The organism is Faecalibacterium gallinarum, assembly GCF_022180365.1.
Classification (GTDB): domain Bacteria; phylum Bacillota; class Clostridia; order Oscillospirales; family Ruminococcaceae; genus Faecalibacterium; species Faecalibacterium gallinarum.
The window spans coordinates 1-17,691 of the sequence record NZ_BQKV01000013.1 but is presented as its reverse complement, the minus strand read 5'-3'; the positions used below and the strand labels follow the sequence as shown (position 1 = coordinate 17,691).

General features: G+C 59.6%; 15 protein-coding genes, 1 tRNA gene and 1 pseudogene. 8 read left to right on the top strand and 9 right to left on the bottom strand.

The window, feature by feature from the left end:
• Positions 1–8 precede the first annotated feature (8 nt).
• A complete protein-coding gene (locus JCM17207_RS01290) occupies positions 9–1,757 on the bottom strand; it encodes an ABC transporter ATP-binding protein (protein WP_238315656.1) in 1,749 nt (582 codons plus the stop codon).
• 88 nt (positions 1,758–1,845) lie between these two features.
• Positions 1,846–2,280, bottom strand: coding sequence for a LysR family transcriptional regulator substrate-binding protein (locus JCM17207_RS01285; protein ID WP_238315734.1), 435 nt, complete (start codon positions 2,278–2,280; stop codon positions 1,846–1,848).
• A 37-nt stretch (positions 2,281–2,317) separates the two neighbouring features.
• Here JCM17207_RS01285 and JCM17207_RS01280 point away from each other — a divergent pair.
• A pseudogene (locus tag JCM17207_RS01280) lies at positions 2,318–2,713 on the top strand (ATP-binding cassette domain-containing protein); the annotation flags it as partial.
• A gap of 203 nt (positions 2,714–2,916) precedes the next feature.
• On the opposite strand, the gene JCM17207_RS01275 reads toward JCM17207_RS01280, so the two are convergent.
• Positions 2,917–3,798: an AraC family transcriptional regulator gene (locus tag JCM17207_RS01275; RefSeq protein ID WP_238315654.1), complete on the bottom strand. Its 882-nt coding sequence runs from the start codon at positions 3,796–3,798 to the stop codon at positions 2,917–2,919.
• A gap of 449 nt (positions 3,799–4,247) precedes the next feature.
• Here JCM17207_RS01275 and JCM17207_RS01270 point away from each other — a divergent pair, with 449 nt between their 5' ends.
• From JCM17207_RS01270 to gnpA, 5 genes are all read left to right on the top strand, one after another.
• Positions 4,248–5,609, top strand: coding sequence for a carbohydrate ABC transporter substrate-binding protein (locus tag JCM17207_RS01270; RefSeq protein ID WP_238315652.1), 1,362 nt, complete (start codon positions 4,248–4,250; stop codon positions 5,607–5,609).
• Between the two features lie 84 nt (positions 5,610–5,693).
• Positions 5,694–6,578 (top strand): carbohydrate ABC transporter permease, encoded by an 885-nt coding sequence (locus JCM17207_RS01265; protein WP_238315651.1) that lies wholly within the window; start codon positions 5,694–5,696, stop codon positions 6,576–6,578.
• A gap of 12 nt (positions 6,579–6,590) precedes the next feature.
• Positions 6,591–7,490: a carbohydrate ABC transporter permease gene (locus JCM17207_RS01260; RefSeq protein WP_238315650.1), complete on the top strand. Its 900-nt coding sequence runs from the start codon at positions 6,591–6,593 to the stop codon at positions 7,488–7,490.
• 13 nt (positions 7,491–7,503) lie between these two features.
• Positions 7,504–7,695 carry a DUF6903 family protein gene (locus JCM17207_RS01255; protein WP_238315648.1) on the top strand — a complete coding sequence of 64 codons (192 nt, stop codon included), beginning with the start codon at positions 7,504–7,506 and terminating at the stop codon, positions 7,693–7,695.
• A 39-nt stretch (positions 7,696–7,734) separates the two neighbouring features.
• Entirely contained in the window at positions 7,735–9,900 is a 2,166-nt protein-coding gene (gnpA, locus tag JCM17207_RS01250) for a 1,3-beta-galactosyl-N-acetylhexosamine phosphorylase (RefSeq protein WP_238315646.1), read from the top strand.
• A gap of 130 nt (positions 9,901–10,030) precedes the next feature.
• On the opposite strand, the gene JCM17207_RS01245 is transcribed toward gnpA, so the two are convergent.
• On the bottom strand, positions 10,031–10,768 hold the full coding sequence (locus JCM17207_RS01245; protein ID WP_238315644.1) for a response regulator transcription factor: 738 nt from the start codon (positions 10,766–10,768) through the stop codon (positions 10,031–10,033).
• Positions 10,746–12,344 carry a histidine kinase gene (locus JCM17207_RS01240; RefSeq protein WP_238315638.1) on the bottom strand — a complete coding sequence of 533 codons (1,599 nt, stop codon included), beginning with the start codon at positions 12,342–12,344 and terminating at the stop codon, positions 10,746–10,748. Before JCM17207_RS01240 ends, JCM17207_RS01245 begins: the two co-directional genes overlap by 23 nt.
• A gap of 176 nt (positions 12,345–12,520) precedes the next feature.
• Between JCM17207_RS01240 and JCM17207_RS01235 the strand changes: the two genes are divergently transcribed.
• Together JCM17207_RS01235 and JCM17207_RS01230 are read left to right on the top strand one after the other, a co-directional pair.
• A complete protein-coding gene (locus JCM17207_RS01235) occupies positions 12,521–14,320 on the top strand; it encodes a flavocytochrome c (RefSeq protein ID WP_238315632.1) in 1,800 nt (599 codons plus the stop codon).
• Positions 14,321–14,750: 430 nt separating this feature from the next.
• A tRNA-Ala gene (locus JCM17207_RS01230) sits at positions 14,751–14,826 on the top strand.
• 39 nt (positions 14,827–14,865) lie between these two features.
• On the opposite strand, the gene JCM17207_RS01225 is transcribed toward JCM17207_RS01230, so the two are convergent.
• The 4 genes from JCM17207_RS01225 to JCM17207_RS01210 all read right to left on the bottom strand — a co-directional run.
• Positions 14,866–16,464: a recombinase family protein gene (locus tag JCM17207_RS01225; RefSeq protein ID WP_238315627.1), complete on the bottom strand. Its 1,599-nt coding sequence runs from the start codon at positions 16,462–16,464 to the stop codon at positions 14,866–14,868.
• Positions 16,465–16,533: 69 nt separating this feature from the next.
• Positions 16,534–16,746, bottom strand: coding sequence for a hypothetical protein (locus JCM17207_RS01220; RefSeq protein WP_087365495.1), 213 nt, complete (start codon positions 16,744–16,746; stop codon positions 16,534–16,536).
• 19 nt (positions 16,747–16,765) lie between these two features.
• Positions 16,766–17,125 carry a type II toxin-antitoxin system PemK/MazF family toxin gene (locus JCM17207_RS01215; protein WP_087246604.1) on the bottom strand — a complete coding sequence of 120 codons (360 nt, stop codon included), beginning with the start codon at positions 17,123–17,125 and terminating at the stop codon, positions 16,766–16,768.
• Between the two features lie 92 nt (positions 17,126–17,217).
• A partial coding sequence (locus JCM17207_RS01210; RefSeq protein ID WP_373871902.1) for a DUF6551 family protein occupies positions 17,218–17,691 on the bottom strand: 474 nt, incomplete at its 5' end.

The following is a 17,691-nucleotide window of genomic DNA, read 5'->3' as shown; positions in this document are numbered from 1 at the left end:
TCCTTTCCTCAGGCCAGGGCGCCCATCTGGGCCTGGTAGATCTCCCGGTAGGCCGGGCAGCTCTCCAGCAGCTCTTGATGGGTGCCGTATCCGATGCAGCGGCCGCTCTCCAGTACCAGAATGTGGGTCATATTCTGGATGGAGCTGACCCGCTGGGCGATCATAATGGTGGTGGAGTCCTGATACCGCTCAAAGATGGCTTTCCGCAGGGCGGCGTCGGTCTTATAGTCCAGCGCCGAAGAGGAGTCGTCCAGCACCAGGATCTCGGGGTGTCCCGCCAGGGCCCGGGAGATCAGCAGCCGCTGCTTCTGCCCGCCCGAGAGGTTGCCCCCCTTGATGTCGGCCTGGTAGTCCAGCCCCTCTTCCAGAGAGTCCACATATTCAGCGGCCACGGCGTCCTCCACCGCCCGCATCAGGTCGGCGTCGTTCAGCGCCCGGCCAAACCGGATGTTCTCCCGCAGGGTATTGTAAAAGACCATGTCGTTCTGGAACACCACCCCGAACTTGCGCCGGAGCTCGTCTTTTTCATAGCTGCGCACGTCCCGGCCGTCCACAAAGACGCCGCCCTTTTCCACATCGTAGAACCGCATCAGCAGGTTGATGATGGTGGTCTTGCCGCAGCCGGTGGGCCCAATGATCCCCAGGCTCTCCCCTTTCTTGAGGGCAAAGCTGATGTCGTAGAGGCACTGTTCCCGCCGGCTTTCTTCCACCGAGCCCTCGGCGCCGTCGTGGTAGCTGAAGGTCACGTGCTCAAACCGGATGAACTCGTCTCCGGCGGGCTTTTTGGCCTCTTCGGGGGGCAGAACCTTCTGGTCGATGGGGGCAGCCAGCACCTGGCCGATCCGGTTGGCCGAAGCGGAGGCCTTGCTGATCATCATAAAGATCCGGTTGATCCCCATGACCCCCTGCATCACCATATTAAAATAGGTCAAAAAGGCCAGGATCACCCCGGGCTTGATCTGGCCGTTGTTCACCCGGGCGGCGCCGATCCAGACCACCAGGGTCAGGCCGATGTTCAGGCACATCTGCATCAGGGGGCCGGGGATGGCCATAATCACGCTGGCCTTGATGTCGGCCCGGGTCATGGCATCGTTGGCCGCCCCAAACCGGCCCTTCTCGTATTCGGTTTTGGAGAGGGCTTTTACCACCCGGATGCCGGTGATATCCTCCCGCATGATCCGGACCACGTCGTCCAGTTTTTCCTGCACCTTGCGGTAGAGAGGGATGCCATACCGGGAGACCGCCAGAATCACCACGATCAGCACCGGCACAATGACGCAGAGAATCCCCGAGAGGACCGGGTCCATGGCCATGGTGACCCCGATGCCCCCCAACAGCAGGATGGGCATCCGGATGCACATGGTCTGAAGAGACTGGACGCAGGACTGGACGTTATAGCTGTCGCTGGTCATCCGGCTGATGAGGCTGGGCAGGCCGAACCGGTCGAACTGGGCCCCCGAGAGGTTGGCCGTCCGGGTGAACAGGTCCTGCCGGATGTCATAGGAGACGTTGTGGGCGTTGTCCACCGCGATCCGGTTGGCCGCAATGTTCAGCTGGCGGGTGGCCAGGGCGGTGAGGATCATCAGCCCGCCCCAGAGCACCGCCTGGCCCAGCTGGCCCAGGGGCACCACCTCGTCGATCAAATGCTCCAGGATATAGGGGATCATCAGCTCGGTCACCGCCCCCAGCAGCTTGATCCCCATGGACTGGGCAATCCGGGCCGAATACTTTTTCATATACCGCAAAATCAGTTCCACAAACTTCCCCCCAGGGTTTTGCCCGCCCCGCAGCGGGCTTTTTTCGTTTCATCCAATAAAAAAGATAATACCGCAGCATTTGAGAAAGTCAAGTAACCTTCATTTTTTCTCGGCCGGGGCCGGGTTCCTCCCCTCTCCCTGGGCCGGGCCAGGTTTTCTGGGCCGCGGCGAGAAAGGCTTTGACCAGGGGGCGGCCCTTTACCGTCTTATAGTAAAGCCCAAAGGAAACCGGCTGGCTCCCTTTCAGGGGGATCTGGCAGAGCCCCGGGAGGTCGGGCACCAGCAGATCCGGCAGCACCGACACCCCATAGCCCGACGCCGTCAGGACAGCCATGGCGTCCACCGTGTCGCAGAAATAAATTTCAAAGGGCGGGCGATCCCCCAGCAGAGCCTGGTGCTGGAGATGGACGGCGGGCGGCACCTGGGAGGGCGCCGGCAAAACCAGCGGCACCTTCCGCAGATCCTCGGGCGAAACCTCGGCCCGGCCCGCCAGCGGGTGATCCCCGGCGCAGAGGCAGACCATGGAAGAACGGGTCAGCTCTTTATAAAGGAAAGAAGACGCAGCCCGGCTGGCCAACGCCGACGACTTCATCCGCCGTCTGCCCAACGGCTACAACACCCTGCTCACCGGCGACGGCGCCAACCTCAGCCAGGGCCAGCGGCAGCTGCTGGCCATCGCCCGGGCGGCGGTGGCCGACCCGCCGGTGCTGATCCTGGACGAGGCCACCAGCTCCATTGACACCCGGACCGAGACCCTGGTCCAGGCGGGCATGGACGCCCTGATGACCGGGCGGACCACCTTCGTCATCGCCCACCGGCTCTCCACCGTCAAGAACTCCGACTGCATCATGGTCCTGGAACAGGGCCGGATCATCGAGCGGGGCAGCCACGACGAGCTGATCGCCAAGAAGGGCCGGTACTACCAGCTCTACACCGGCAACGCCATCGGGGCCTGAGACCCCCCATCCCATAACAGAAACCCCGCCGCATCGACATTTGATGCGACGGGGGTTTGTTCGCGCCGTACGCTGCGCGGGAACCGAAAGGTGGGATGCCGCGGCAGTCGCAGCCCCTGCGAACTCCCAAGGGTTTGGGGCCCGTATAAAACCTGCGTCGCGGCGTCGCTTTCATTCCCCATTGCTCATTGTTCCGTGCGGGTTTAACGATCTGGCCCTTTGGTGCGGGGGGCGGCAGAGGCCGGGCGCTGGCCCTGACGCACCTGGCGGCGGTACTCGTTGGGGCTGATCCCCTCCGCCTTGCGGAAACACTGGGAAAAATAGCTGGGGGAGGAAAATCCCAATAGCTCACTCACCTGGGCCAGGGTGTGGCCGGTGTTGCCCAGAAGATACTTGCTCTCCTCGATCCTCCGGCGGCTCAGGTAGGTGATGGGCGACACCCCGTACTCTTTCTGAAAGGTATGGGCCAGATAATACTTATTGATGTGGGCCAGATCCGCCAGCTTGTCCAGGGTGATGTTCTCCCGGTAGTTGACGTCGATATACCGCTTGATCTCGGCGCACTCCCGGTTTTCGGACCGAGTATCCGTCTTTTGGATCTGGAGGGAGAGGGTGGAGCTGCGCACCAGCCAGATCAGCAGCACCTCCAGCAGGTCCTGGCAGACCGTCTCGTAGCCGTCCAGACTGTGGTCCGCCTCGGCCAGCAGCATATGGAGCAGGGAGCACAGCCGCTCCCGCTGTTCCCGGCAGTTCAGGATGGCATAGGGGGCGTCCGCTTTGCCGAAAAGAAGCTCGATGCCCGAAATTCCCAGCACCACATATTCCAGGGGGGCGGCGTTCAGGCTCAGCTCGGTGTGCTCCACCTGGGGGTTGACGATCACCAGATCGTCGGGCTGGACCGGGTAATGATGGCCGCTGATGTAGAACTGTCCCTCCCCGCTGAGGCAGTAAAACAGCTCGGTGCAGGAATGGGTGTGGGCGGTGCTGTTCCAGTCGCCGCCGAATCGGCTCTTGCTGATGTACAAAAGCCGAAAGGTCTCCCGCGGGGCGGGGGCATAGCTGATGTCAAAACGGTCGGTGCTCATGGGGGTACCTCCTGCTGGATTTTAACCTTCCAGTGCATTTTTCTAAAAAGATTGCGCAAGATTTATAAAATATAAAGCAAGATTTCAACCCGTGTTTGTTCCGTTTTCGGGTGGGCAGCCCTGGAATCTGGTTTTATTATAGGGATTGGAGCGGCGTTTTGCAAGGGCTTTTTCCTGCCGGGATGGGCAAAAAAATTTCCTTAATCTGTAATTATTTTGTAAATACTCCCCTTCTGCGGGTAGAAAACGTTTTCTTTTTATCAAAAACCGCGATCGTAGGACAATCGGTTTAACTTACAGCAAGATTTATAAAAAACGGAACAAGAAAGCGCTTGTGGGCAGAGCAAAAATCTTCTATATTGGGTTCAGAGATCGGGCGGAACCGGCTGAGCCTGTGCAGCCGCCCGCCCCTGCAAGGTACAGGAACTTTCATCTTGGGAGGATACATTATGAAACGCATTTCTCGTCGCAACTTTATCAAGATCGTGGGCGCCGGCGCCGCTGCCCTGGGCCTGGCCGCCTGCGGCGGCAGCGCCTCCAGCACCACCGCTGCTTCGGGCGCCGCCTCCTCCGGCGCCGCCGCGGCCACCACCATCAAGGTCGCCGCCATCGAGACCGCCTACGGCTCCGAGATGTGGAAGAAGGTCGCCGAGGCCTTCACCGAGCAGACCGGCATCGCCGTCGAGCTGACCACCGACAAGAACCTGGAAGACGTGATCGGCCCCTCCATGCAGGGCGGCGATTACCCCGACGTGATCCACCTGGCCACCGGCCGCGAGGCTGCCCTGACCGAGCAGTTCATCAAGGGCAACCTGATCGCCGACATCACCGACGTGCTGAGCATGACCGTCCCCGGCGAGAGCGTCAAGGTCAGCGACAAGATCGCCGGCGGCTTCACCGACACCAGCCTGACCAACCCCTACAACGACGGCAAGACCTATCTGGCCCCCATGTTCTACAGCCCCTGCGGCCTGTTCTACAACGCCGCTTTCCTGGCGGAGAACGGCTGGGAAGTCCCCCAGACCTGGGACGAGATGTGGGAGCTGGGCGACGCCGCTCTGGCTGCCGGCACCTACCTGTTTACTTACCCCACCACCGGCTACTTTGACGCATTCTTCTACGCTCTGATGTACGTCGCCGGCGGCCCCGAGTTCTTCGAGAAAGCCACCCACTACGCCGAGGGCATCTGGGACACCCCCGAGGCTCAGACCTGCTTCGACATCGTCGCCAAGCTGGCCACCTACACCAACCCCATCACCCCTGCCCAGGCCAACGACCAGGACTTCACCCAGAACCAGCAGCTGGTGCTGGACAACAAGGCCCTGTTCATGCCCAACGGCACCTGGATCGTGGGCGAGATGGCCGAGGCTCCCCGCGCCGAGGGCTTCGAGTGGGGCATGACCGCCCTGCCCGCTGTCAAGGAGGGCGGCGACCGGTACAGCTACACCTGGTTTGAGCAGGCCTGGATCCCCTCCGGCGCCGAGCACATCGACGCCGCCAAGCAGTTCGTGGCTTTCCTGTACAGCGACGTGGCCTGCGAGCTCTTCGCTGAGTCCGGCGCCATCCAGCCCGTTCTGGGCATCGCCGACAGCCTGGAAGGCGACAACCAGCTGTTCTACTCCATCTACGACAACGGCGCCAAGGCAGCCATGGGCAACTTCGCCGCCTTCACCGCCATCCCCGGCATCGAGGTCCGCACCGTCTTCTTTGACCCCGTCAACTCTCTGGTCTCCGGCAGCATCACCGAGCAGGATTGGATCGACGGCATCAAGTCGGCCAGCGACCAGATGCGCGCCAATCTGGTGGAGTAATCTACCCTCCCCTGCAAGAATGACTTGCCCAGCGGAGGCGGTTAAACCGCCTCCGCTTTTACTTTGAAAGGAGCGGTTCCCTTTATGAAGTCCAATAAGCGCCGCAGCCGCTTTCTGGTGCTGTGCGTCGCGCCGGCGACGATCCTGTTTTTCATCTTCATGATCCTGCCCACCCTGAACGTCTTCCGGATGTCGCTGTACGAGCGGGGAGCCTACTCCCCCGAAGAAACCTTCGTGGGGCTGAAAAACTTCCAGCAGCTGATCCACGACGCCCAGTTCATCCGCTCGATGCAGAACATGATTCTGCTGGTGGTGGTGGTCACCATCGTCACTTTCGCCTTTGCGCTGGTGTTCGCGGCCATCCTCACCCGGGAAAAAATCAAGGGCCAGAACTTCTTCCGCGTGGTGTTCTACATCCCCAACATCCTCTCGGTGGTCGTTATCTCGGGCATCTTCTCGGCCATCTACAAGCCCGAAAACGGTATGCTGAACAGCATCATCGGCCTGTTCCGGGATATGACCAACCCCATCCTCTGGAAGGGTGAGAGCCTGGTCATCCCCTCCCTGATCATCGCCATGGTCTGGCAGGCCGTGGGCTACTATATGGTGATGTACATGGCCTCCATGGCCTCGGTGCCCGCCAGCCTGTACGAGAGCGCCAACTTGGACGGCGCCGGCCGGCTGACCCAGTTCTTCCAGATCACCATCCCCCTGATCTGGACCAACATCCGCACCACTTTGACCTTCTTCATCATCTCCACCATCAACATGGCTTTCCTGTTCGTCACTGCCATGACCAGCGGCGGCCCCAACGGCGCGTCGGACGTGGCCCTGAACTACATGTACAGCCAGAAGAACGCTGGTCTGTACGGTTACAGCATGGCCATCGGCGTGGTGATCTTCCTGTTCTCGTTTGCCCTGTCCGCCTGTGTCAACAAGGCCACCAGCCGTGAGCCCCTGGAATTTTAAGGAGAAACCCCTATGGAACACACTCAGGAACAAAAGACCCCCCGCTCGGCCGAGGGGCTGTACAAATTCTTTATCTACCTGGTCCTGATCCTGCTGGCGGTGACCATCCTGGTGCCGGTGGCCTGGGTCTTTATGGCCTCCATCAAACAGAACTCCGAGTTCTACGGCAACCCCTGGTCCCTGCCCATGGGATTCTACTGGCAGAACTTCGTCAACGCATGGAACGGCGCCAAGATGGGCCAGTATATGCTCAACTCGGTGATGGTTACCGCCCTGGCCCTGGCGCTTTTGCTGGTGATCGCCCTGCCCGCCGCCTACTGCCTGTCCCGGTTCCACTTCCGGGGCAGCGGGCTGCTGAACACCCTGTTCATGGCGGGCCTGTTCATCAACGTCAACTACATTGTGGTGCCCATCTTCCTGATGCTGCGGGACGGCGACACCTGGCTGAAGAATGTCTTCGGCTCGGGTTTCCTCTTGAACAACCTGGTGGTGCTGGCGGTGGTCTACGCCGCCACGGCCCTTCCCTTCACCATCTATCTGCTGTCGGGCTACTTCGCCACCCTGCCCCATGATTTCGAGGAGGCCGCCTACATCGACGGCGCGGGTTACTTCTCCGCCATGGTCAAGATCATCTTCCCTATGGCGAAACCCTCCATCATCACCATCATCCTGTTCAACTTCCTCTCTTTCTGGAACGAGTACATCATCTCCATGACCCTGATGAGCTCCACCAGCGCACCCCGCACCCTGCCGGTGGGCCTTTTGAACCTGATGCAGGCCCAGCAGAGCGCCGCCCAGTACGGCACCATGTACGCCGGTCTGGTGCTGGTGATGCTGCCCACCCTGATCCTCTACATCTGCGTACAGAAACAGCTGACCCAGGGCATGACCGTGGGCGGCCTGAAGGGCTAAAGGAGGCGACACCATGGAATTTTGGAAAGAACATCCCGTTCTGCGCATCGTGCTGATTGCGGTGCTGTTTGTCCTGGCGATGGTGCTGGTGGTCAACGGCTGGCAGATGACCGGCCAGCTGGCGGGTCTGGGGATTATGGTCCTGGGCGTGGCGCTGCTGCTGGCGGCCCTCTACATCTATAACCGGCCCTTCCAGAGCAGATAACCCTCACCGGAAATACGGAAAAGAATAAAGGAGCAAACCATGAACGATACACAGAAAAAAGGGCGCGTAACCATCCCCACCGACCTGGATGTAGTGCCCGAAACCCTGGAAATCCTGAAAAAATGGGGTGCAGACGCCATCCGTGACTGCGACGGCACCGATTTCCCCCAGCAGCTGCGGGACGCCGACGCCAAGATTTACTCCACCTACTACACCACCCGCAAGGACAACGCCTGGGCCAAAGCCAACCCCGACGAGATCCAGCAGTGCTACATCATGACCGGCTTTTACACCGCCCATGGCGACACCGTCACCATCCCCCTGATGAAGGGGATCAGCCCCGAGCTGATGGAGGTGAACACCCGGGACGACATCACCCGCTGGTGGGAGGTCATGGACCGCACCACCGGCCAGCCGGTGCCCCCCAGCCAGTGGAGCTACGCCGACGGCAGCGTCACCGTCCAGGCGGTGCCTTTCCACGAGTACACCGTGAGTTTTCTGGCCTACCTGATCTGGGACCCCGTCCACATGTACAACGCCACCACCAACGGCTGGACCAACTTTGAGCACCAGATCACCTTCGACGTCCGCCAGCCCAAGACCCACAAGTACTCCATGGAGCGGCTGCGCAAGTTCATCCAGGAGCACCCCTACGTCAACGTCATCCGGTACACCACCTTCTTCCACCAGTTCACCCTCATCTTCGATGAGCTGAAGCGGGAGAAGTACGTGGACTGGTACGGCTACTCCGCCTCGGTGAGCCCCTACATTCTGGAGCAGTTCGAGCGGGAAGTGGGCTACAAGTTCCGCCCCGAGTACATCATCGACCAGGGCTACTACAACAACCAGTACCGGGTGCCCAGCAAGGAGTATAAAGACTTCCAGGCTTTCCAGCGCCGGGAGGTGGCAAAGCTGGCCAAAGAGATGGTGGAGATCACCCACGAGTGCGGCTGCGAAGCCATGATGTTCCTGGGCGACCACTGGATCGGCACCGAGCCCTTTATGCCCGAGTTCAAGTCCATCGGCCTGGACGCCGTGGTGGGCAGCGTGGGCAACGGCTCCACCCTGCGGCTGATCTCGGACATCGAGGGGGTCAAGTACACCGAGGGCCGATTCCTGCCCTACTTCTTCCCCGACACCTTCCACGAGGGGGGCGACCCGGTCCGTGAGGCCAAGGAAAACTGGGTCACCGCACGGCGGGCCATCCTGCGCAAACCCATTGACCGGATCGGCTACGGCGGCTACCTGAAACTGGCCCTCCAGTTCCCCGAGTTCATCGACTACGTCCAGAGCGTCTGCGACGAGTTCCGGGAGCTGTACGACAACATCAAGGGCACCACCCCCTACTGTTTCAAGCGGGTAGCGGTGCTGAACTGCTGGGGCAAGATGCGGGCCTGGGGCTGCCACATGGTCCACCACGCCCTCTACTATAAGAAGAATTACAGCTACGCCGGGGTCATCGAGGCGTTGAGCGGCGCCCCCTTCGATGTCCAGTTCATCAGCTTTGAGGACATCAAGGCCGACCCCCATCTGCTGGAAAAGATCGACGTCCTGATCAACGTGGGCGACGCCGACACCGCCCACACCGGCGGCCGCTGGTGGGAGGACCCCGAGATCGCCGCAGCGGTCAAGAAATTCGTCTGGAACGGCGGCGGCCTGATCGGCGTGGGCGAGCCCTCCGGCCACCAGTACCAGGGCCGGTTCCTCCAGCTGGCCGGGGTTCTGGGCGTGGAGAAAGAGACCGGCTGCACCCTCAACTACGACAAGTACAACTGGGACGAGCACCGGGACCACTTCATCCTGGCGGACTGCCCCAATCAGGACATGGACTTCGGCGAGGGCCAGAAGAGCATCTACGCCCTGGAGGACGCCCAGGTGCTGATCCAGCGGGACAAGGAGGTCCAGCTGGCGGCCCACGACTTCGGCCAGGGCCGGGCGGTCTACATCAGCGGCCTGCCCTACAGCTTCGTCAACAGCCGCGCCCTCTACCGGGCCATCCTCTGGAGCAGCCACAGCGAGGACCAGCTCCACACCTGGTTCAGCTCCAACTACAATGTGGAGGTCCACGCCTATGTGGCCAACCACAAATACTGCGTGGTGAACAACACCTACCAGCCCCAGGACACCACCGTTTACACCACCGACGGCCACAGCTTCGACCTCCATCTGGAAGCCAACGAGATCAAGTGGTACGAGATCGGCTAAACTTGCGTTTCACATTTCTCTCTTTTCTCTCTCACACAGGGCTGACCCAAATCAGCCCGAACCCTCCGGCGCCAAAGGGCGCAAAAAGGGATGTCAGACACAGTCTGGCATCCCTTTTCTTTTTGCTTATTCACTCCTCGGTTTCGGGGTCGGGCTGGCCTTCTTTCAACACCAGACGGCCCGCCTGCTGGATGTACTGGGCGGGGGTGACCCCCTCGTACTTTTTAAACACCACGCTGAAATACTGCTGGGAGTTGAACCCGGCTCTCCGGGCCAGGTCCTTAATCAGCACCCGCCCCTGGGCCTCGTCGATCCAGCGCTTGGCGGCGTCGATCCGGTACTGGTTCACCAGCTCGTTGAACCCGGTATTCCGCTCGTTTTTCAGGGTGCGGCAGATGTAGCTCTCGCTGCAATCCAGCTGCTGGCGGGCCGCCGTCAAGGAGTAGGCCGGGTCCAGGCAGTTCCGGCGGATGTTCTCCAGGATTTTGTCCAGCATATTCCCGCTGCTCTTGGCGGCGTAGAGCTCCCGCAGGGTCTCCACAAACTCCACCCGGTCGATGGGTTTCAGCAGGTAGTTGTGGACCCCCAATTTCCAGGCGGATTTCACATAGTCAAAGGTATCGTAGCCGCTCACCACCACAAAAGCCACCCCCTGCTGCCGGTTCTGGCGGATCAGTTCCAGGCCGGTCATGTGGGGCATATTGATGTCCACAAAGGCAATGTCGATCTTGTCCGTTTCCAGGATCTTCCGCCCCTGCTGGCCGTCCTCCGCCTCATAAAGAGCATCGTAGAAAAATCCGTATTTGTCCAGCCGTTTCCGGATTCCGGCCCGGATCATCGGTTCGTCATCCACGATCAGGATATTCATGGCACTCCTCCTGTTTCAATCGGATCTCCACCTGGACTTGCCCTCCGCCATAGTCCACAAAGAGGCACTGGCGGCCATAGCGCAGCCGCAGGCGCTGGTTGACGTTGTACAGCCCGTTGCTCCCCGGCAGTTTCTGCCCGGTTTCCAGGGCCCGGGCCAGCTCGTCCAGCCGGGCGGTGTCCGGCTCCGGGCAGGGGTTTTCCACCCGGATCAGGAGCCAGCCCTCTTCCTCCGTCAGCCGGACGGTGATGGTGCCACCCTGGGGCAGCAGCTTAATACCGTGGTAGAGGGCGTTTTCCACCACCGGCTGCAAAATAAACTTAAGAACGGTGTACTCCCCGGGGCGAAGCTCGGCCTGAATCTTGAGATGCAGCCGCTCCCCGTACCGCAGTTTTTGGAGCTGCACATAGGTGCGGACCAGTTCCAGCTCATGGTCCAGGGGCACCAGCTGGGCCCCATCCGCCAAAGAGAGCCGGAAGTACCGGCCCAACAGCCCCAAAGCGTCCCCGATCCGGTCGTCCTCATAGTCCAGGGCCATCACCTGGATGGTCTCTAACGTGTTATAAAGGAAATGGGGTTTGATCTGTTCCAGAAGGGCCTGATAGTCGCTCTCCATCCGGCTCTTCTGCTCGGCCTGGACCGTCTCCAGCAGGGCCGCGATCCGCTGGCGGAGGGTGTTGTACCCCGCGAGAATCCCGGCGGTCTCGGCGCTGTGGGCGTCGATCTCAAGGGGTTTCGGGTCGGTGAGATCGGTGGCCGCCATGTCCCGGGCGATGGCTTCCAGGGGGCGGAGCTCCGCCTCCACCCGCCGGGTGAGGGCCCGGTTCAACCCCTGATACATCAGCCCGAACCCCGCCAGCAGAAAGCCCCCCAGCAGGTAGAAGATGGCGTCCACATAGAGGGGGCTGACCCCGATTTCCAGCTGCCAGCCGGGGTGGACCGGTACTTGGGCCAGGTAGGTGCGGGCCTGCCAGGGCAGCGGCCCGGTCTCAAGGTCGGTCTGGCCGCCGGGGCCGATCAGCCGGGTGACGGCGGGGAAGGGCGTGCTGCCCTCCATCACTTCCACCACATACTGCGCCCCGATGGCCGCACTGAAAAACCGCCCGTCCTCGAGGGGCATCAGCACAATGACGATGGGCTCGTTGTCCTCCCGGGAGAAAAGGACCTCGGAGAGGACATAGGGCTCCCGGCTGACCAGGGCCTTTTGGTAGTAGTCCCGCTCCCGGATGGAAAAGCTGGCCCCGCTGGTGGTGTGGACCACCCCCTCCTCGTCCACCAGGCCCAGGGAGGCATAGACCCCCAGCATCCGGCCGTAGGTGTCGAAGGCGTCGAGGTTCTCCCGGGTGCTGCCCTGGGGCTGGTAGACCTGGCGCAGCAGGGCAAGCTCCTTCAGCCGCCGGTTGAGGAAGTAGTCGATGGCCCCGGCCTTGGTCTGGGCTACGGCGGTGAACAGGGTGTCGATCCGAGGGCGGACCATCAGCATGGTCACCGCAAAGCAGAGGCCGATCAGCACCACCATGGCCGCAAAAATCACGGCCCGCACATTTTTCAGGATTTTGTCCGACAGCTTCTGCATCCTGGTTTCTCCTTTTTCCGGCGTTTTTTCTATCATATCATATTCCCCGCCGGTTTTGACCCAGGAGTTTTAAGAAAAACGGCCCGGCTTCAAAATATTGAACAGCCTGCCGTTTTTTTGAAAATGCCAAAATCATCGTTTGTGATATAATTAACAGCAAAGGAGGAAATACCGACATGAAAAAATTATCTGCATGGATTCTCACCGCTGCAATGCTGCTGTCCCTGGCGGCCTGCGGCAAGGCACCCGCAAGCTCTGTGGCCGCCTCCAGCACCAGCGCCAGCGCCGCGGCTCTTGCGGACGGTACTTATACCGGCGAAGCCAACGGCAACAACGGCCCCATCGCCGTGGAAGTCACCGTCAAGGACGGCAAACTGGCCGGCGTGACCGTGACCGACAGCATCGAGACCAAGGGTCTGGGTGACACCGCCATGGAGACTCTGATCGAGACCATGGTCAGCCACAACACCACCAACGTGGACGCCGTCGCAGGCGCCACCAATTCCAGCAACGGCCTGAAAGAGGCCGTCCAGAAGGCTCTGCGGGAAGCCGGCGCTGACGACGCCTACTTTGCCGCCGAGTCCAGCGCCGCGGCTTCGTCCGAGGAGCTGGAAGACAGCTACACCTACGACGTTGTGATCGTGGGCGCAGGCGGCGCCGGCCTGGTGGCCGCTGTGGAGGCTGTCCAGTCGGGCGCCAGCGTGGCTGTGCTGGAAAAGACCCCTGCCACCGGCGGCAACACCCTGGTGTCCGGCGGCGGCCTGAACGTCCCCGGCAGCCGTCAGCAGATCGCCATGGGCATCGAGGACTCGGTGGAGTCCTTCTATGAGGACACCCTCAAGGGCGGCGACAACCTGGCCGACCCCGCGCTGGTCCGTGTGATGGCCGAGAACGCTCTGGCCGACGCCGACTGGCTGATGGACGAGATCCACGTGGAGTTCATGACCGACCGCGTCCAGCAGTTCGGCGGCCACTCGGTCCCCCGCGCTCTGATCCCCATTGGCAACAAGGGCGTGGAGATGATCTCCAAGCTCCAGGCCGAGGCCGAGAAGAAGGGCGTTGAGATCTTCTACAACACCCGCGGCACCGAGCTGGTGGTGACCAACGGCCGCGTCACCGCCGTCAAGGCCGAGAACAACGGCAAAACCGTCGTCTTTAACGCCTCCAAGGGCGTGATCCTGACCACCGGCGGCTTCGCCTCCGATGTGGAGATGCGCAAGCAGTACAACCCCAACTACGACGAGCGGTTCATGACCACCGCCACCCAGGCCAGCACCGGCGACGGCATCAAGATGGCCCAGGCCATCGGCGCCGGTGTCCGGGACATGGAGTGGATCCAGGTCTACCCCACCTGCAACCCCCTGACCGGCATCATTTCTTATGTGGCCAACTCCCGCTTTGACGGCGCCATCCTGGTGAACAACCAGGGCCAGCGCTTCATCGACGAGATGGGCCGCCGGGACGTGATCTCCAACGCCATCCTGGACCAGCCCGACGGCTACGCCTACCTGCTCTGGGGCCAGGAAGTGGAGACCGTGGGCAACATGACCCAGGAGCACAGCAAGGAGTTCGAGCAGTGGCAGAAGGATGACCTGCTGTATGTGGCCGAGTCCATCGAGGACGCAGCCAAGCACTACGGCATCGACCCCGCCGCCCTGAAAGCCACCGTGGACGCCTACAATGCTTCCATCGCCGACGGCGTGGACGAGGACTTTAACCGCGGCGGCGCCCTGCGCACTCTGGCTGAGGGCCCCTTCTACATCCAGAAGGTGATCCCCAGCGCCCACCACACCATGGGCGGCCTGACCATCAACACCGACGCCCAGGTTCTGGACACCGACGGCAACCCCATCCCCGGCCTGTACGCAGCCGGCGAGGTGACCGGCGGCATCCACGGCACCAACCGTCTGGGCGGCAACGCCATCACCGACCTGGTGGTCTTTGGCCGGATCGCTGGCCGGAACGTGGTGGCCTGATTCCCCCGCTAAGCTCTAAAACCGCAGCCGCCCTCCCGGCAAGTTTTGCCCGGGAGGGCTTTTTTCGTGGCACATCCCCTAAGACCAACCGAGGCAGACCCCCGAAAAAGGGGTCTGCCCTTTTTATTTTGCGGGGCTGGGGGCTCTTTTTAAGAGACTGCTCCGCCGGGGGGCCGGGGTTCGGGACGAATTTTTCTCACAAAAAGCCTCGTATTATCTTTGTTTTTATGAATCGGATAGATTTTTCTGTTTTATTTTGAAAATAATGGTTGACAAAGAGCAGAACCTCTGCTATAATAACCAACGTCGCCAGGGGGAACACCCCAGAGACAAGGCCACAGAAAACCAAATATGGGGGTATAGCTCAGCTGGGAGCGCGGTTCATGCGTGCAGCGACACCTCCGTCAAAATTGAATCATCACATTTATTTGGGGGTATAGCTCAGCTGGGAGAGCGCTTGAATGGCATTCAAGAGGTCAGCGGTTCGATCCCGCTTATCTCCACCAAAAGAAATCCGTTTCCGAAAGGAAGCGGATTTTTTTCTTTTACGTGGCTACTTCTATCATATCCAGCCCCAGATCAAACTGGGTAAAGTCGATGTTGAAATCAACATGCAGTTTGTAGCCCCGATAGACTTCGATCCGACGGATCAGGCAGTTGACAATCATTTTCTTTGTCTCCAGGTCAGCTGTGTCATATATCTCCGCCCAGGAGATCACATTGTTGTACTGTTTTTCTAAAGATCGAAGAAGGCTCTGCCCTTCTTCATAAGCAGCCTGAGCATCCTCAAACTGTTTTTGCAGCTTGGCGCATTTTGCTTCCGACTCAGAGATCATCGTTCCCAGCAGTTCTTTTGGAAAGGCGCTTTCTCCGCGCAGAGCCTTGATGATCTCTGCTTTCAGCATATCCAGCTCATTGGCGGCCTTGGTGTAATCCGCCCGGACACTTTGGAGCAAGTTTTTCCGCTCTGCCATCTTTTCCTGGTAACGGATGCCGACAATCTCGCTTCTGGGGACCGCCTTCATCTTTGCAAAGATCTGACGCACCAGTTTGTCGATGATGCCGTCCAGAATGTGGGCTGTATAGCCTGTCTGGCCATTGCAGTCCGTTTGCTTGCGGGTTTTGCCGTAACAGATATACCGTATCCTTTTGACCACACGGTGGGGATCTTCTTTACAGGGATAGGATTTACCGTTGGTGGTCAGGGACAGCCTTGCCCCACAGTGTCCACAGAATACATTGCCAGACAGAAGCGACTGCCCCCCGATGTTACGGGGAACGGTACGCTCTGCTTCATTGGCACGGTTGGTACGAATCCGTTGGACGGCTTCAAACAGTTCCGGCTCAATGATTTGCAAATGGGGCAACTCCTGGGAACGGCTTTCGCCGCACCGCAGGACCCCCGTATAAGTCAGATTACAGACGATGCCGCGGATACTGGCGTGGTGCCACATCTTCCCTGTTCTGGCCCGATAACCCAGATTGTTCAGGTAAGTAGCGATGCGCTGTGCCCCATAGCCCGAATGGACATATTTGTCAAAGATAATCCGAACCACAGCGGCCTCGGCCTCATTGACCACCAGTTCGTACAGTTCATGTTTGCGCTTGTTGAAGTGGCCGCTTTTTACCAGGTCATAACCATACGGGGCAAGCCCGCCCTTGAATCCGCCCGCCTCGACGAGCTGTCCCAGGGCGGTCTTGGTACGGATCGAGGTCTTTTCGCTCTCTCCGTCTGCCTGCCAGAACCGTATGTAATTGGTAAGTTTATCTGTATGGCTGTCAAAACGCTGCTCCCCTTCCTGGGTACTCCACACTTTGATTCCATTCTTAACGAACCATTCCACCACGAATGGTGTCTCATCTGCAATACGGCCAATCCGGTCAAACATGAAGACCAGCAGGATATCAAACTTCTTCTGCTTGGCCAGATTCTTGATGATTTGCAGCTTGTCCCGGTTTTCCGCCCGGACTTTGTGGCCGGAGACACCTTCCTCCTGCTCCTCATGAACAATCACCCAGCCCATCCTTTCACAGAAGGCATGGCAGGCTTTCCGCTGCATGGGAATGTCGGCCTGGTTTTTATCGTTGTGGTCCACCTGCTTATCAGTGGATACGCGATACAATGTGCAAACTCTATTTTCCATGATCTTTCTTCCTTTCATTTTGTTATACGGTCAAAAGGAAGATGCATCAATACGAATCCTATGCAGTTTTCAAGGTGCACAGTGATAATCACCGTCTTGATTGTATCGCCGTTTTGAGACCGTTGCAAGGATGTCGCCAGAGGCAGTTCTGGAGGTGTTATTCACAAAGGATGCCATCAGAATCTGCTTCAGGTGATGGGTGATGGTTCTATTTGGTGTATCCGCAAAGGTGGCCAGGACTTCATATCCATCCACCCGAAGGGAAAGAGACTTTCCAGACATTTTCTCTGCATTCCTCCTCTCAGCTCATCCCCAGGCTGATCTTTATGGCCGTCTCGATCTGCTTCATCTCTTCTTCACTGGTCTGACCGGCGAACCGCTGTACGCGGCGCTTGTCAATGGTGAAGATTTGTTCCAGCTGTACGATAGACGGAACTTTCAGTCCCGGGTTGTGGTCCAGCAGGACGTGGGTGGGCAGGTGACGCTTTTTGTCCACCCTGGATGTAAGGGTGGCAATAATGAGTGTGGGCGAATGTTTATTACCCGCGTCATTTTGCAGCACCACTACCGGCCTCTCTCCGCCCTGCTCGGAGCCAACATTGGGGTCCATGTTGGCGTAGTAGATGTCACCCCGGCTGTATCGCCAGTTCTTGGGAATCATAGGCTATGCACCCCCTTGTGCTTCATTATGTAAGAAGCCGTCTGTTAATTTACAGGCGGCTTCTGTGTAAAAAGGGGGATTAGAATGGCAGGTTAGAACTTCATGGGCAGCACGTTCTTCTTGCTGCTGCCGTTGTAGATGCAGAAGACCTGGTAGAGGTACTTCTTATACCCGGCCATGTTGACACCCATGGCTCGCCCCTCCCGGTAGATGGTCAGGGGGTCGGTCTTGTGCAGGCGGGTGACCAGACGCCGGGGGTCATATTCATTTCGGTACAGCTCGATGAAGCGGATCACGCTCTGGATCGTTTCGGCCCGCAGGGACTCAGGATCACCTTGCCAGGCGGCCACGACCAGGGAAAGTGCTTCTTTATAAAGGTCGGCTCCCACCCGTTTGAATTCTTCAAAAGCGGTTCCAATGCAGCCGATCCGTAACTTTCCGCGCCGCTGTGCGTAATCCAAATTCAAGCCAACCGATTCAGTGGCCTTGAGGAAGGCCATGCACTCCGGGTCGCCGCCGTAGATCATAGCCCGCATCCGGTCGCCCGGTGTCAGCTTGGCGGATTC

What these genes read in the sequence shown, in the direction of transcription:
- JCM17207_RS01270 (WP_238315652.1), top strand. Translation starts at nt 4,248, where the DNA reads ATGAAACGCATTTCTCGTCGCAACTTTATCAAGATCGTGGGCGCCGGC.
- JCM17207_RS01275 (WP_238315654.1), bottom strand. Translation starts at nt 3,798, where the DNA reads ATGAGCACCGACCGTTTTGACATCAGCTATGCCCCCGCCCCGCGGGAG.
- gnpA (WP_238315646.1), top strand. Translation starts at nt 7,735, where the DNA reads ATGAACGATACACAGAAAAAAGGGCGCGTAACCATCCCCACCGACCTG.
- JCM17207_RS01235 (WP_238315632.1), top strand. Translation starts at nt 12,521, where the DNA reads ATGAAAAAATTATCTGCATGGATTCTCACCGCTGCAATGCTGCTGTCC.
- JCM17207_RS01215 (WP_087246604.1), bottom strand. Translation starts at nt 17,125, where the DNA reads ATGATTCCCAAGAACTGGCGATACAGCCGGGGTGACATCTACTACGCC.
- JCM17207_RS01220 (WP_087365495.1), bottom strand. Translation starts at nt 16,746, where the DNA reads ATGTCTGGAAAGTCTCTTTCCCTTCGGGTGGATGGATATGAAGTCCTG.
- JCM17207_RS01260 (WP_238315650.1), top strand. Translation starts at nt 6,591, where the DNA reads ATGGAACACACTCAGGAACAAAAGACCCCCCGCTCGGCCGAGGGGCTG.
- JCM17207_RS01255 (WP_238315648.1), top strand. Translation starts at nt 7,504, where the DNA reads ATGGAATTTTGGAAAGAACATCCCGTTCTGCGCATCGTGCTGATTGCG.
- JCM17207_RS01245 (WP_238315644.1), bottom strand. Translation starts at nt 10,768, where the DNA reads ATGAATATCCTGATCGTGGATGACGAACCGATGATCCGGGCCGGAATC.
- JCM17207_RS01240 (WP_238315638.1), bottom strand. Translation starts at nt 12,344, where the DNA reads ATGCAGAAGCTGTCGGACAAAATCCTGAAAAATGTGCGGGCCGTGATT.
- JCM17207_RS01285 (WP_238315734.1), bottom strand. Translation starts at nt 2,280, where the DNA reads ATGGTCTGCCTCTGCGCCGGGGATCACCCGCTGGCGGGCCGGGCCGAG.
- JCM17207_RS01265 (WP_238315651.1), top strand. Translation starts at nt 5,694, where the DNA reads ATGAAGTCCAATAAGCGCCGCAGCCGCTTTCTGGTGCTGTGCGTCGCG.
- JCM17207_RS01225 (WP_238315627.1), bottom strand. Translation starts at nt 16,464, where the DNA reads ATGGAAAATAGAGTTTGCACATTGTATCGCGTATCCACTGATAAGCAG.